Source organism: Flavobacterium davisii (assembly GCF_042182265.1).
GTDB classification, from domain to species: Bacteria; Bacteroidota; Bacteroidia; order Flavobacteriales; family Flavobacteriaceae; genus Flavobacterium; species Flavobacterium davisii.
Genome location: NZ_CP097869.1, coordinates 393533 through 408217, shown reverse-complemented (window position 1 = coordinate 408217; position 14685 = coordinate 393533). Strand labels below are relative to the sequence as shown.

Here is a 14685-nt window from a genome sequence, read left to right as displayed (position 1 = left end):
GTGTGCAAAAATACAATAATACTTTTATAAACGCTCTAATTTTAAGCATGAGATTTATCATATTACAATACGGGCTAAACATTTACATTTGAAGTAAAATTTTAGGTTATGAGTCAATATGTATCCGCAGCGGAAGCTGTAAAAGTAGTTAAATCTGGTGATCGAATTTATATACAAGCAGCAGCAGCAGCACCCAGTGTATTAATAAAAGCTTTAACAGAAAGAGCTTCTGAATTAAAAAATGTGGAAATATGTCATTTACACACTGAAGGAGATGCGCCTTATGCAAATCCTTCTTTATCGGCTAGTTTTCATGTTAATTCCTTTTTTATAGGAGCTAATGTACGGCATACATTAAGGGAAGGAAATGGTTCTTATACACCCGTTTTTTTAAGTGAATTGCCTAATCTATTTCGAAAAAAAGTAGTTCTATTAGATGTTGTTTTTATTCATGTATCACCGCCTGACAGACACGGTTATTGTTCGCTAGGTACTTCTATAGAGGCTACTTTGGCTGCTATAAAAAATGCAAAAATAGTGATTGCTCAAGTTAATCCCCAAATGCCTAGAACTTTTGGAGATGGAATTTTGCATGAAACGGAGATAAACTACATGGTAGAGGTAAATCATCCTATTTTTGGTCATGAAATAGCTTCTATTTCTGCTGAGGAAGAAAAAATAGGCAGTTATGTAGCTAGTTTAATAGATAATAAAAGTACTTTACAAATGGGGATTGGTTCTATTCCTAATGCCGTATTATCAAAACTTACAAGTCATAAAGATTTAGGCCTTCATACAGAAATGTTTAGTGATGGCGTAATTGATTTAATTGAAAAAAATGTTATTACTTGTAATTATAAAGGAATATTGGAAGGCAGAGCATTAGCTACTTTTTTAATAGGATCTCAACGATTATATGATTTTGTAAATGACAATCCTTTTATTGAAATGAAAGAATCTTCATTTGTAAATGATACAGCTAGAATACGAAAAAACAAACGAATGGTTGCTATTAATTCTGCCATCGAAGTAGATTTAACAGGTCAAGTTTGTGCAGATTCTATAGGTATGAAGATGTATTCTGGAGTAGGAGGACAAATGGATTTTATTCGTGGTGCGTCATTAAGTGAAGGAGGAAAAGCTATTATTGCTTTGCCTTCTATTACTAAAAGAGGAGAAAGTAGAATTGTCCCATTCTTAAAACAAGGAGCGGGTGTTGTAACTACCCGTTCTCACGTACAATATATCATTACAGAAAACGGGATAGCTGATTTGTACGGAAAAACACTCAAACAACGTGTTGCAGAAATGGTGAAAATTGCACACCCTACACATCAAGAACGTATTGAAAAAGAATATATTACCTATCTTAAAACAATATAATGCAATCATTAAAGTAGAGTCATTAATCATGTGGCTCTACTATTCTCTGTTCTTTTTAGGTTTAGTCCTTATAAAACAAAAAATCTTCTTTGTTTCTATCTTTTTTTTTTATTATTTTGTACCGATGCGATTTTTATATATCATATTATCTGTTTACTTCCTCATATTATCAGGGCTACCGTGCTTGGATATGATAGAACATGATATAGCTATAGCTAAATCTGCTCAATCTGATTTACAAAACAAAAAGCACTCTCACAGCGATGATGATGATTTGTGTTCTCCTTTTTGTGTATGTAATTGCTGTGGTATTCAAGTATTGGTATACCAATCTATTATTTCTTATGATTTTGAAGTGTTTTCTGCTATAAATACTGAAAACAAAGAATCTCTTTACAAATCTATTTTTTACACTAATTTCTATAATAGCATTTGGCAACCCCCTAAAATAGCGTAATAAATTTTATAGTATTCATAGAGTTATAAGCTGCTAAGCTGTACTCTTTATATGATAGCAAATACATAGTTTGCTTATTTTTAATTTATTATATTATTTCAATGTTAGATAAAATCATACAATTCAGTATAAAAAATAAGTTTATTATACTGCTTTTTACCGTTGTATTATTAGCTTGGGGAAGCTACTCGGTAAAACAATTACCTCTTGATGCCTTACCAGATGTAACAAACAATCAGGTACAAATCATCACTACAGCTCCTACACTTGCGAGTCAGGAAGTAGAACAATTAATTACCTATCCACTAGAACGATCTGTAAAAACAATTCCAAAAATTGTAGAATTACGCAGTATTTCACGATTTGGATTATCTGTTGTTACTGTTGTTTTTAAAGACGATGTTGATATTTATTGGGCTCGTGAACAAATCTTTCAACGTTTAAAAGAAGCACAAGAAAATATACCAGATTATGCCGGTTCCCCTGGATTAGCCCCCATTTCAACTGGGCTTGGCGAAATTTATCAATATGATGTATATGCTAAAAAAGGATATGAGAAGCAATACGATGCTACAAAATTACGAACGATTCAAGATTGGATTATTGTACCTCAACTACAAGGCGTAGAAGGGGTTGCAGAAGTTAGTACATGGGGAGGAAAATTAAAACAATATGAAATAGCAGTTAATCCGAATACACTGAATAGCTTAGGTGTCACTATTTCAGAAATTTTTCAAGCTCTTGAAAAAAACAATCAAAACACAGGAGGTGCCTATATTGAAAAAGATCAATATGCGTATTTTATTCGTGGGGTAGGTATGGCTACAGGAGTTCAAGATTTACAAAATGTAGTGGTTAAGAATCGTAATGGGGCTCCTGTTTTAATTCGTGATGTAGCAACTGTTCGGGAAGGGATTGCACTACGATACGGTGCTTCTACCAAAGATGGAAAGGGTGAAATTGTTAGCGGATTGGCCTTAATGCTAAAAGGAGAAAACTCAAGTGCTGTAGTTAATCGTGTTAAAGAAAAAATGGAACAGATTAACAAAACACTTCCTGAAGGTGTAGTAGCCGAAGCCTTTATTGACCGAGGTAAGTTAGTAGATAATGCCGTAGGAACAATTACTAAAAATTTAGTAGAGGGCGCACTTATTGTTATTTTTGTATTAATCTTATTTTTAGGCAATTTCCGCGCAGGGCTTATTGTGGCATCTGTAATTCCTTTATCTATGTTATTTGCTGTAATTCTTATGAATTATTTTGGAATAAGTGGTAACTTAATGAGCTTAGGTGCCATTGATTTTGGGATTATTGTAGATGGTGCCGTAATTATTGTAGAGGCCACCATGCACCATTTATTTTTTATTAAACGAAAAGAACCTCTTACACAAGCAGAAATGGATGAAGAAGTTTATCAATCTGCCTCTAAAATCAGAAGTAGTGCAGCTTTTGGAGAAATGATTATTTTAATTGTGTATTTACCCATTCTTGCTTTAGTAGGAACAGAAGGAAAAATGTTTAGACCAATGGCCATGACCGTTGGGTTTGCAGTCATTGGAGCATTTACTTTATCTCTTACGTATGTACCCATGATGTCGGCTTTATTTTTATCTAAAAATACGGAACATAAAGAAAACTTGAGTGATCGAATGATGGCTTGGTTAGAAAGTAAATACATTCCCTTACTTGAAAAAGCATTAACATTTAAAAAAACAATATTAGGAATTGCTATCGGACTTTTTAGTTTAGCGTTATTAACTTTTCAAAATATGGGAGGCGAATTTATTCCGACTATTGAAGAAGGCGATTTAGCCATAAATGCAACTATCATGACAGGAAGTTCTTTGTCTCAAATGGTAGAAACTACTACAAAATATGAGCAAATACTAAAAGCCAAATTTCCTGAGATTAAAACCATTGTAACAAAAATCGGAAGTGGTGAAATTCCAACAGACCCTATGCCTATAGAAAGTGGCGATTTAATCATTGTATTAAAAGACAAAAGTGAATGGGTAACTTCTGATAATTGGGTAGATTTAGCTAATTTAATGAAAGAAGAAATGGAAGCTATTCCAGGTGCAAATATTGAAATATCTCAACCTATTCAAATGCGATTTAATGAATTAATGACGGGTAGTCGTAGTGATATAGCCATTAAAATTTTTGGTGATGATTTAGAAGTATTAGATATAAAAGCAAAAGAATTGATCTCTAAAATTAACAATATTGAAGGTATTGGCGATTTAAAAGCTGAAAAGGTTACGGGATTACCTCAAATAACTATTAAATATGATTATAACAAAATAGCTTTGTATGGTTTGAATATAACAGATATTAACAAAATCATACGTTCTTCTTTTGCGGGTGAAAGTGCGGGTAAAATTTACGAAAATAGTACACGTTTTGATATTGTAGTAAGGCTTGATAAAAACTTTAGAACAGATATAACAGATGTTAATAATTTATTTATACCTCTAAATAGTGGTCAGCAGGTACCCTTATCGCAAGTTGCATCAATTACATACGAACAAGGACCTGTACAAGTTTCACGAGAAAACGGAAAGAGAAGAATTACTGTTGGATTAAATGTTAGAGGTCGTGATATTAAAAGTGTGGTAGAAGAAATTCAATTAAAATTAAATAAGAACTTTAAACTACCTCCTGGTTACTTTATAACGTATGGCGGACAATTTGAAAATCTAGTGGAGGCTAATAAGCGATTATCCGTTGCATTACCTATTGCTCTTGCTTTAATCATGGTTTTATTGTACTTTACGTTTAATAGTATCAAGCAATCTTTACTAATTTTTACGGCTATTCCTCTTTCTGCTATAGGAGGTGTTTTTGCACTTTGGTTACGAGGAATGCCTTTTAGTATTTCTGCAGGAATTGGTTTTATTGCTTTATTTGGAATAGCTGTTTTGAACGGAATTGTACTTATTTCTTATTTTAATCAACTTAAAGCAGAAGGAATTAGCGACCCTATTAAACGTGTGTTTTTAGGTACTCGAACAAGATTACGACCTGTTTTAATGACTGCAGCAGTAGCATCATTAGGTTTTATGCCAATGGCGCTTTCTACTAGCGGAGGTGCTGAAGTACAAAAACCTTTAGCAACCGTTGTTATTGGAGGATTAATTTCAGCCACTTTATTAACCTTAATAGTTTTACCTATTTTGTATTTAATATTTGAAGAAAAAATGACACATAACAAAAAAAACAATTTTTCTTTTTTCCCTATTTTATTATTGTTTTTTAGTTCTTTCTGTTTTGGACAAAATACAAAAACTATTGCGTTATCAGCAGCTATTGAATTGGCTAAAAAAAATAACCACGAATTAAAGATTGCAGATAAAGAAATTGAAAAACAAAAGGTTTTAAAAAAAGCAGCTTTTCAACCCGATCCCTTACAAGTTCAGTATCAAGGAGGGCAATTTAATGCAAAGGATTTTGATCATAATATCACAATTCAGCAGTATTTTCCTATTGGAGGTATTACCAAAGCAAATAAACAATTACAAGATGAGTTAGCTAAATTAGCCGAAAAAAGAAGAGCCATGACAGAATATGAGTTAGAAAAAGCTGTAACACTTGCTTTTTATCAATATTTGTATGGAATTGCTACTCAAAAATTAAATACTGATTTAAATGACATTTATACTAATTTCTTAAAAAATGCAGAGCTCAGACACAAAACAGGAGAAACGGGTAATATAGAAGTAATTAGTGCTAAAGCTAAAATAAAAGAAATTGAAACACAAAAAAAACAAATTATTCATGATTTGTCTATTTATCAAAAACAACTACAATTTTTTTTACAAACAGAAGAAACTATTATACCTGACATTTTAACTCCTTTAGAGTATAAATTAACGGCAACGGATAAGACCAAAGTAGAAAATTTAGTTACGGATTATTATAAACAACAAATTTCGGTAAATCAAAAGGAAACTTCTATATACAAAGCGTTAAGAATACCTAAATTGGGAATTGGATATTTTTTTCAAACAATTCAATTACAATCCCCTTTTCAAGGTTTTACAGTAGGTTTACAAATTCCACTATTTGGAAATGTAAATAACTCAAAAATTAAGGCTTCTGAAATTAATGCTGTACAATCGGAATTATTACTATACAAAAACAAATTAGTTCTTCAGTTACAAAATCAAGAATTAATGGAGTCTTATGAAAAGTATAAAAAGAATTTAGAATATTATCAAAACGAAGGTTTGCAATACGCAGAACAAATTATTATAATGGCTCAAAAAAGTTATGCAAGTGGAGACTTAAGTTACTGGTCGTATATTAATTTTTTAAATCAAGCTATCGACATTAAAAAGCAAAACGTAGAAGTAACAAATGCTTATAATCAAAGTGCTATTGCTCTACAATATCCATCCATACCTAACAACTAATTGATATTAAAATGAATCATATAAAATCACAATTAAAATTTTTCTTACTGCTTAATATTTTTGTTTTAGTTCTTTTTTCTTCTTGTAAAGAAAACAAAAAGGAAGATTCTCATGAAAAAAAATCCGAAAATGAGGTAGCCTTAACGAAAGCACAATACAAAACTATTGGTATTGAAACAGGAAAAATAGAAAGCAAAAATTTAAACAGTGCCATAAAAGCAAGTGGTTACACAACTGTACCACCTCAAAACAAAGCCAATGTTTCCACACTGATAAATGGTATAGTAAAAGACATTTATGTTTTAGAAGGAACGTATGTAGAAAAAGGAAAAGTTTTAGCTACCATTCAAAACTTAGAAGTAACTAAAATTCAAGAGGATTATCAAACGGCTGTAGCTAATATTGATTATTTACAATTAGAATATAATCGTCAAAAAACCTTAAGTGATGAAGACGTAAACCCTAAAAAAACTTTTCAAGAAGTAAAATCCAAATTAACTATTGAAAAAGCCAAAGCACAAGCTGCAAAAAACAAACTACAAGCTTTAAATATAAGCTTAAAGGGGAGTACTTCATTAATTCCTATTTTAGCTCCTATTAGTGGTTATATAGGAAAAATAAATATTACAAAAGGCGCATTTACAGATACAGGATTGGCTTTATTTGAGGTAGTAAATAATAGTGAAATGCACCTAGATCTTAACGTGTACGAAAAAGATTTAGATAAAATTGCAGTAGGGCAAGAAGTAGATTTTATCCTAACAAATCAATCCAATCGAATGATCAAAGGGAAAATTTTTGGGATTAACAAATCCTTTTCTAATGAAAGTAAAACGGTAGCTGTTCATGCTAAAATAAACCCTAGTTATAGCAAAGACTTAATTACAGGGATGTATGTTACGGCTAACATTAATGTTACCAATCAAACCGTTTTAGCTTTACCTAAAGATGCTGTAGTTCGAAATGGAGAAAAATATTATATCTATATCCAAGAAGATTCTCATAAAGAAGATCCAAAAGAAGCACATGAAAATGAAAAAGAAGAAGAAAATGAAATTCATTTTAAAGCACTCGAAGTTGTTCCTGGTACAACTGATTTAGGATATACGGAAATAAAATTAATAGAGTCTATTCCTTCCAATACTAAAATTGTCACAAAAGGAGCTTTTTATTTATTATCACAATCTAAAGGAGGAGGCCAACACGAACATTAAATTTATTGAAATGAAATATCAAAATAGTCACAATACAAACGAACAAGCAGCACAACATTCCGATAAAAAAGCGGAATGTTGTACTACGAAAGAAATACATTCAGATCACGATGGTCATCATCATGATACGAACGTTAGTTCTTTTAAAATGTTTTTTCCCCCTATAATATCCTTTATCTTATTATTAGGTGCTATTTGCCTAGAAAATTATATTACTCAATCATGGTTTACAGGTTGGATAAAAATAAGTTGGTATGTAATAGCCTATTTTCCTGTTGGGTTTCCCGTTTTAAAAGAAGCTTTTATAAGCAGTAGGAAAGGTGATTTTTTTTCCGAATTTTTATTAATGTCTATTGCTACTATAGGTGCATTTGCCATAAATGAATTTCCAGAAGGTGTAGCCGTTATGCTTTTTTATTCCGTTGGAGAAGTATTTCAAACTTTAGCTGTTACCAGAGCTAAAACTAATATTAAATTATTATTAGATCAGAGACCCGATGAGGTAACCATTGTTGAAAATAATATTTCAAGAATTATAAAAGCTTCTCAAGCCAAAATAGGGGATATAGTGCAATTAAAACCAGGAGAAAAATTAGGTTTAGATGGTGAGCTCCTTTCTGAAAAAGCAGCTTTTGATACAGCTGCACTAACTGGAGAAAGTAAACCTGATACAAAATCAAAAGGAGAAATAGTTTTAGCAGGTATGATAAACCTAAACAGAGTTGTACAAGTTAAAGTAACGACTGATTACAAAAATAGTAAATTGTCTAAAATCCTTGAATTAGTGCAAAATGCGACTCAACAAAAGGCTCCAACCGAGTTGTTTATCAGAAAATTTGCAAAACTGTATACTCCTATTGTGGTTTTGTTAGCTGTTTTAATTTGTATTATCCCGATTTGCTTTGTTCCTAATTATGTATTGAGTGATTGGTTGTACAGAGCCCTAGTATTTTTAGTGATTTCGTGTCCATGTGCATTGGTTATAAGCATTCCTCTAGGATATTTTGGAGGCATTGGAGCTGCTTCTAAAAATGGGATATTATTTAAAGGGAGTAATTTTTTAGACAGTATTGCTAATATTCAAAATGTAGTAATGGATAAAACAGGAACTATGACTGAAGGTGTTTTTAAGGTTCAAGAAGTTTCTTTTAATTCTAATTTCAACAAAAATGAAATTTTAGAAATGGTAAACGCTCTTGAGAGTCAAAGTACACATCCTGTGGCTTCCGCTATTCAGCAATATGTTGGTAAAATAAATCCTTCTATTGTATTGCAAAATGTAGAAGAAATAGCAGGTCATGGATTAAAAGCATCTGTAAATGGAAAAGAATTATTAGTAGGTAATTTTAAATTAATGGATAAATTTAATATTTCATATAATATAAACCCTGATTATATTATTTATACCTTGATTGCAGTGGCTTATGATCAACATTTTGTAGGGTATCTTACAATAGCGGATAGTATCAAAAAAGATGCACAAATTACAATTGACAAACTCAAATTTTTAGGTGTAAAAACGACTATGTTAAGTGGCGATAAGAATACGGTGGTAAAATTTGTAGCTTCTAAATTAGGAATTACTAAATCATTTGGTGATTTATTGCCTGAGGATAAGGTAAATAAAGTAAAAGAAATTATAGATCAAAATGAAACCGTGGCTTTTGTAGGTGATGGTGTAAATGATGCACCAGTAATTGCTATAAGTAATATTGGAATTGCTATGGGAGGTCTAGGAAGCGATGCTGCTATAGAAACAGCTGATATTGTTATTCAGGATGATATGCCTAGTAAAATTCCTATGGCAATAGAAATTGGAAAACAAACTAAAAAAGTTGTTTGGCAAAATATTAGTTTAGCTTTCTTTGTAAAAAGTGTTGTCTTAATACTTGGAGCAGGTGGTTTGGCTACCATGTGGGAAGCTGTTTTTGCAGATGTTGGAGTTGCTTTATTAGCTATTTTAAATGCTATTAGGATTCAACAAATGAAATTTACAGCTTAAATTAGAAATTATAAGTTGGACTAGGTTCTTTTCAATTAAATGTACCCCGAACCCTTAACACTCTTTATTTTGGGGTTGTGTTTTTTTAATAAAACAAAACAAAAATTGAAGTGTAGAACCTAGTTCACAACTTTTTTATAAAGCATAGTTACCCCATGATTTATAAACACTAATCAATAGATTATAAAATCTATTTTCTAAGGCAATATCAGAAAGTTTAGAACTTACTAAAGCGTTTTCTCGGGTATTAATAAGAAATAAAGAACTTTCTCCTATGGTAAACAAACGCTCTTCTGCTGACAGCATTTTTTCAAAATCAGACACCAATTTTTTGTTAATTTGAAGTTGTTTTTCTAATGATATTCGCTCTTGATTTAATGCTTCTATTTTGTTTTTTATTTGTTGTTTTTCAAACTGTAAACTAAATTGTATGTCTTGTACTTTTAATTTAGCTAATTTTAAACTTCCTCTTTCTTTTCTTAGAAATAAAGGCATTGTAAGATTTACGCCTAATTTATAATCTTGAAAGCGATACTTTGTAAAATAATCTGGTTCTGAAAGATAATGGTAACTAACATCTAACTTAGGTAAAAGAGCATTGGCTTTTAAACGTTGTTCTATGATTAACATATCTATTTTAGCATTTAATGCTTTTATTTTTGGATGGTTTTCAATAGTCCAATTATTCCATTGAATTTTTGACAAAGTATTCCGTATTGTTTTTTCTAATTCAATTTCAGGATAAAGAGTATCTTCTATTTCTAATGGAATATTGTCTTCCATCCAAATATAATTCGAGACTTCTAGTTTAGCTTTTGTTAATTTTAATTTAGCCTCTTCTAGATTTAGTTGTCGGTTTCTTACTGTTATTCCTGCTTCTATACTGTCTATAGCGGGTTTATCGCCTTGTTCTATGAGTTTTTCAACTCCTTTAAAACGGATGGAAGCATTTTTTAGATAAGATTCATATAGTTGTACTTCGTTATAAATACGTTTCCAATTAAAATAACTTACGGATGCTTCATATAATATTTCTAAAGCTTGTAAATCACGTTCAGCGGTATTAAGTGTAAGGGCTATTTTGGCTTTACGAATATCAACCATTCGTTGGTTTATAAATAAACCTTGTCCAATGGGCACATTAATACCAAGAGAAGTTAAGCCTTTATTAGGTGTTGTCATTTCTGGATTTACAAAAAGACCTTCACTATTATTAAACGCTGCTTTTAGCTCTATTCCGTACCAAGTTGGAATTTTAAAACTGCTACTAAAAAGGGCATAATAATTTTTGTTTTTAAAATTCTTTTGATCAAAATCAACTTCTATTTTTGGATCAAAAGCACCACGTGCTTGCATTAATAAGGCTTCTGATTCGGATATGTTTAAATTGGCTTGTTTAACTAATGGATGGTATTTTTTTACATAACCTAAAAACTCCGTATAGGTGAGTTCTTTGTTTTGTGCATTCATTAGTATCGGAATTAAAAAAAGTATTAAAAATAGTTGTTTCATTATTTTTTCTTTTCTTCTTTGTTTTTCTTTTCTACTTTATAAAAATTAGGAGGGAAACCGTTTAAAGTTCTCCAAATTTCAAACCAAATAGGGACATCATTTAGCAAAGCTAATGTTTTAACTCCCGCTCCTATGCTCAATAAAGTAGGCCATTCTTTATCTTTTGGATCAGGTGCTATGAGAACCCTATATTTGCCATTATCACTAATAAAATTTTCTTTAGCTACAATAACACCTCCAAAAGTACCATAAGAGGCATCAGGCCATCCGCTAAACACAATAGTAGGCCATCCATCAAACCATACGCGAACTTTTTCTCCTTTATTTACTAAAGGAAAATCAATCGGGTCTATGTAGGTTTCTACTGCAATTTCAAAATTGGCAGGCATTATACTGACAATAGAGGTTCCTTCTTTTATTGTTTCTCCCACACCTGATTGTAAAGCTCTATTTACATAACCATCTTGTGGTGCTGTAATGTAATATAGTCCGTTTCGAATGGTATAATTTGCATATTGATTTTTTAATTTATTTACCTGTGCTTCTGTATCATACTTCGAACTCAAGGCGGTTTGTCTGTCACTACTTGCTTTAGCTGTTTTTTCAGCATATTCTGCTTGAATACGATTGAGTTCCATTTGAGCATTTAATACATCATTTTTAGCAGCAATGTATTTATTTTCTTGCGTTATTATTTTGGCTTCTACATCTTGAAGTTTTATTCTTTTTTCTTCTACATCTGTTAAAGGTTTTAATCCTTCTTTATTTAAGTTTACTGAACGGTTAAACTGGGTACGAGCGATTTTTAGTTGGGTTTTTACAGCTTCTAGGTCTATACTGTCACTTTTAACTTTTAAGTACGATTGTTTTAGTTTATTTTGGGCTTGTTTGTATTTTAATTTTTTTTCTGCTTCTATGGCATTCATCTGTCCATCTAGAGCTTTTACTTTTTGGCTATAAGATACCGCGGCATTTTCTTTAGCTTTAACCTGATTGCCCGTATTTTGAACTAAATTAGGATCAAAATAATCTTCTTTAATTTCTGAAATATAGACAATTGTATCGCCTTTTTTAACAAAATCGCCTTCTTGTACGAACCATTTTTCTATACGTCCTGCAATAGTTGTTTGAATTTCTTGTGGCCGTTGATTGGGCTTAAGGGTTGTTACGTAGCCTCCTCCTTTTATATTTTGTGTCCAAGGAAGAAAAAGGAATAGGATTAATAAAAATCCGGTTCCTATAAAAATTCGTTTTATGATTTTGTATTGTTCGTTTTGAGCAAATACTTTGGTTGATTTATATTTGTTTAAATCAACTGATTTTTCTATTCTATTGTGTGTTATATTAAGCATAATTTAGACTAAATGACCGTTATCTATAGTAAATATTTTATTGCATTTTTGTTCCCAATATAGGTCTTTACTGATTACAATTAGTGTCCAATCATGTTCATTACTAGTTAGATAATCAATTATTTCTTTAGCGGATTTATCATCTGTTTTGTCTACGGGTTCTTCAAGAAATAAAATTTTAGGTTGTTGGATAATACAGCGTGCTAAAACAATTTTTTGAGTTACTGATGAATTAATCTGCTTACCTTCTGGAAAAAGTTGTGTGTCTAATCCGTTGGGAAGATTTTTAATTACTTCTGTTAATTTTACTCTTTCTAAAACATTTGCTATTTGTTCCATAGTAATTGTAGGATTATTACCCGTAATGTTTTCAAGAATAGTTCCTTCAAATGGCGTTTCATTAAGGGTGATGACCCCTATGATAGCTCTAAACTCTTCTAATGAATATTTCTTGTAATTGACGTTATTAAGATAAATGGTTCCTGAAGTAGGTTCTATTAACCGTGCTAGTAAACGGATAAGGGTTGACTTTCCTGCTCCATTATCTCCTTTAATTAAGATTCTATCTTTTGATTCTATTTTTATATTTATATGAGATAAAGCAGAAGTGTCGGATCCTTTATAGGTTAAAGCTAAATCTTTTGTTTCGATGCTTATAGGACTTTTTCTTTCCAATTTATACAGTCCTTTTTCTATTACGAGTGTTTCAACTTCTTTATCTACAACTGTTCCTAGTTTTTCTAATGAAGTAAGTACATCATAAAATAATTCTAAACCTGAGAATAATTTTTCAACAGCAGTTACAATACTTAAAATAACAATTTCAGCTGCTACGAACTGTCCTATATTCATTTGTTGATTTAGGACTAAAAGACCTCCAATTATTAATAAACCAGCTGTTAATAAAATTTTAAATGCTACTAATTGGATAAATTGTTTACGGAGTATTTTAAAATGACTTTCCCTTTGTTCTAGATATTCATTTACCAATTTATCATTTTTTTCTAAAGAGAATAAAAATAAATTTTGATTTTTAAAACTAATATGATTACGAGCTATTTCTTGTAACCAATGCGCTACTTTATATTTGTATTTAGATTCTTTTAAACTGGTTGCTAATCCCGCTTTGAAATTCATTTGATAAATTAAATACAACAAAACGGTTAATAGGATTCCGAAAAAAATAAAAAAAGAATGATATAAGGATAACAAAACAATGCCAAATAAAATTTGTAATAATGCCGTTGAAATATCTAATAATAATTTTGAAACGCCTTTTTGAATACTTAAGGTATCAAAGAAACGATTGGCTAATTCAGGAGGATATTCATCACGAAATTCGCTTGTTTTTATTCTTGGAAATCGGTAAGCAAATTCAAAAGAAGCACGAACAAATATTTTTTGTTGTAAATTTTCGGTTATTCGAAATTGCATTATTTTCATAGTACCTCCTAAAGCAACTCCTACTATAACTATAAAAACTAAAACAATCCAAGAAGTACTTACTTGTCCTGCTTGTATAAAGTTAATAATAGATTGTATACCTAAGGGCAATGAAAGACTTATTATTCCTGCAAAAATAGCGTATAAAAAAATTTGAGAAATATCCCTTTTATCTAAAGAAATAAGTTTTTTAAATCGTTCAAATGGCGTCATAATATAGTTTTTTTTGCTAAATCAATAAAAAAATCAGAGACTTCGTCTTTTTCATTAAAGTTAGTAATAGTTTTAAAATGTTGCTTTATAAATTGTTGATGTAATGCTCCTTCTACTATAGTAGAAGATAAACTTTTTGCGTATTTATAAGATGGATTTATTTCATTAATAATAGCAACAATCCTATTGATTACTCTCTTATACACTAAAAAATAACCTGATCTATTTTCTTCATCCACTTCTTTTGTTAAAAAGGTTTTAGTAAACTCAGAAACTATAATTCTATTTAAGATAGCTTCATTTATGTGCGGTGTATTAGTGTCATCCTTTGTATCTTGAGAAACTATTTGAATTGCTTTTTCTAACTTTTCTATTGCATCTACAATATTGGCTGTACTAAAAACAATATGATATTCCATCCAACTCCAATACCAAGAAGATAAATATAACATTAACTTATGTTTGTTTTCGAAATAACGATAAATAGAGCTCTCATTAGATTGGATACGTTCACCCAGCTTTTTAAATGTAAATAGTTCAAAACCTATCTCATCAATAAGAAGAATACTATGTTTGATAATTTTTCTTCCTAATTCTGAAGTCTCAGGATCCTTAACGTATAATTTGTTGTTAACCGCTATTTTTAAATTAGAAAAAATATCTTTCATATTTCATGTTTATAACAAATATAGAA

9 protein-coding genes are annotated in these 14685 nt (G+C 30.7%); 5 read left to right on the top strand and 4 right to left on the bottom strand.

All coding sequences use genetic code 11. From position 1 onward, the window contains the following. Window positions 1–108 precede the first annotated feature (108 nt). From NAB20_RS01640 to NAB20_RS01620, 5 genes are all read left to right on the top strand, one after another. Entirely contained in the window at window positions 109–1383 is a 1275-nt protein-coding gene (locus NAB20_RS01640) for an acetyl-CoA hydrolase/transferase family protein (RefSeq protein WP_105195456.1), read from the top strand. A gap of 124 nt (window positions 1384–1507) precedes the next feature. Beyond that, window positions 1508–1840 carry a DUF6660 family protein gene (locus tag NAB20_RS01635; RefSeq protein WP_088391455.1) on the top strand — a complete coding sequence of 111 codons (333 nt, stop codon included), beginning with the start codon at window positions 1508–1510 and terminating at the stop codon, window positions 1838–1840. Window positions 1841–1941: 101 nt separating this feature from the next. After that, entirely contained in the window at window positions 1942–6255 is a 4314-nt protein-coding gene (locus tag NAB20_RS01630; RefSeq protein WP_375605407.1) for a CusA/CzcA family heavy metal efflux RND transporter, read from the top strand. 11 nt (window positions 6256–6266) lie between these two features. Beyond that, window positions 6267–7469 (top strand): efflux RND transporter periplasmic adaptor subunit, encoded by a 1203-nt coding sequence (locus NAB20_RS01625; protein WP_105195458.1) that lies wholly within the window; start codon window positions 6267–6269, stop codon window positions 7467–7469. A gap of 10 nt (window positions 7470–7479) precedes the next feature. Continuing rightward, window positions 7480–9471 (top strand): heavy metal translocating P-type ATPase, encoded by a 1992-nt coding sequence (locus NAB20_RS01620; protein ID WP_105195459.1) that lies wholly within the window; start codon window positions 7480–7482, stop codon window positions 9469–9471. 135 nt (window positions 9472–9606) lie between these two features. Here NAB20_RS01620 and NAB20_RS01615 read toward each other — a convergent pair whose 3' ends face one another. Genes NAB20_RS01615 through NAB20_RS01600 form a run of 4 tightly spaced genes read right to left on the bottom strand, consistent with a single transcriptional unit; the run spans window position 9607 to window position 14659 of the window. Next, window positions 9607–10983: a TolC family protein gene (locus NAB20_RS01615; protein ID WP_105195460.1), complete on the bottom strand. Its 1377-nt coding sequence runs from the start codon at window positions 10981–10983 to the stop codon at window positions 9607–9609. After that, window positions 10983–12335, bottom strand: coding sequence for an HlyD family secretion protein (locus tag NAB20_RS01610; RefSeq protein WP_088391445.1), 1353 nt, complete (start codon window positions 12333–12335; stop codon window positions 10983–10985). Before NAB20_RS01610 ends, NAB20_RS01615 begins: the two co-directional genes overlap by 1 nt. A gap of 3 nt (window positions 12336–12338) precedes the next feature. Then, window positions 12339–13991: a peptidase domain-containing ABC transporter gene (locus NAB20_RS01605; RefSeq protein ID WP_375605406.1), complete on the bottom strand. Its 1653-nt coding sequence runs from the start codon at window positions 13989–13991 to the stop codon at window positions 12339–12341. Beyond that, entirely contained in the window at window positions 13988–14659 is a 672-nt protein-coding gene (locus tag NAB20_RS01600; protein ID WP_105195463.1) for a TetR/AcrR family transcriptional regulator, read from the bottom strand. The genes NAB20_RS01605 and NAB20_RS01600 overlap by 4 nt, the downstream gene beginning before the upstream one ends. Window positions 14660–14685: the final 26 nt, after the last annotated feature.

Coding starts and splice junctions, on each gene's coding strand:
- NAB20_RS01610 (WP_088391445.1), bottom strand. CDS start 12,335: ATGCTTAATATAACACACAATAGAATAGAAAAATCAGTTGATTTAAAC.
- NAB20_RS01625 (WP_105195458.1), top strand. CDS start 6,267: ATGAATCATATAAAATCACAATTAAAATTTTTCTTACTGCTTAATATT.
- NAB20_RS01600 (WP_105195463.1), bottom strand. CDS start 14,659: ATGAAAGATATTTTTTCTAATTTAAAAATAGCGGTTAACAACAAATTA.
- NAB20_RS01630 (WP_375605407.1), top strand. CDS start 1,942: ATGTTAGATAAAATCATACAATTCAGTATAAAAAATAAGTTTATTATA.
- NAB20_RS01615 (WP_105195460.1), bottom strand. CDS start 10,983: ATGAAACAACTATTTTTAATACTTTTTTTAATTCCGATACTAATGAAT.
- NAB20_RS01620 (WP_105195459.1), top strand. CDS start 7,480: ATGAAATATCAAAATAGTCACAATACAAACGAACAAGCAGCACAACAT.
- NAB20_RS01635 (WP_088391455.1), top strand. CDS start 1,508: ATGCGATTTTTATATATCATATTATCTGTTTACTTCCTCATATTATCA.
- NAB20_RS01605 (WP_375605406.1), bottom strand. CDS start 13,991: ATGACGCCATTTGAACGATTTAAAAAACTTATTTCTTTAGATAAAAGG.
- NAB20_RS01640 (WP_105195456.1), top strand. CDS start 109: ATGAGTCAATATGTATCCGCAGCGGAAGCTGTAAAAGTAGTTAAATCT.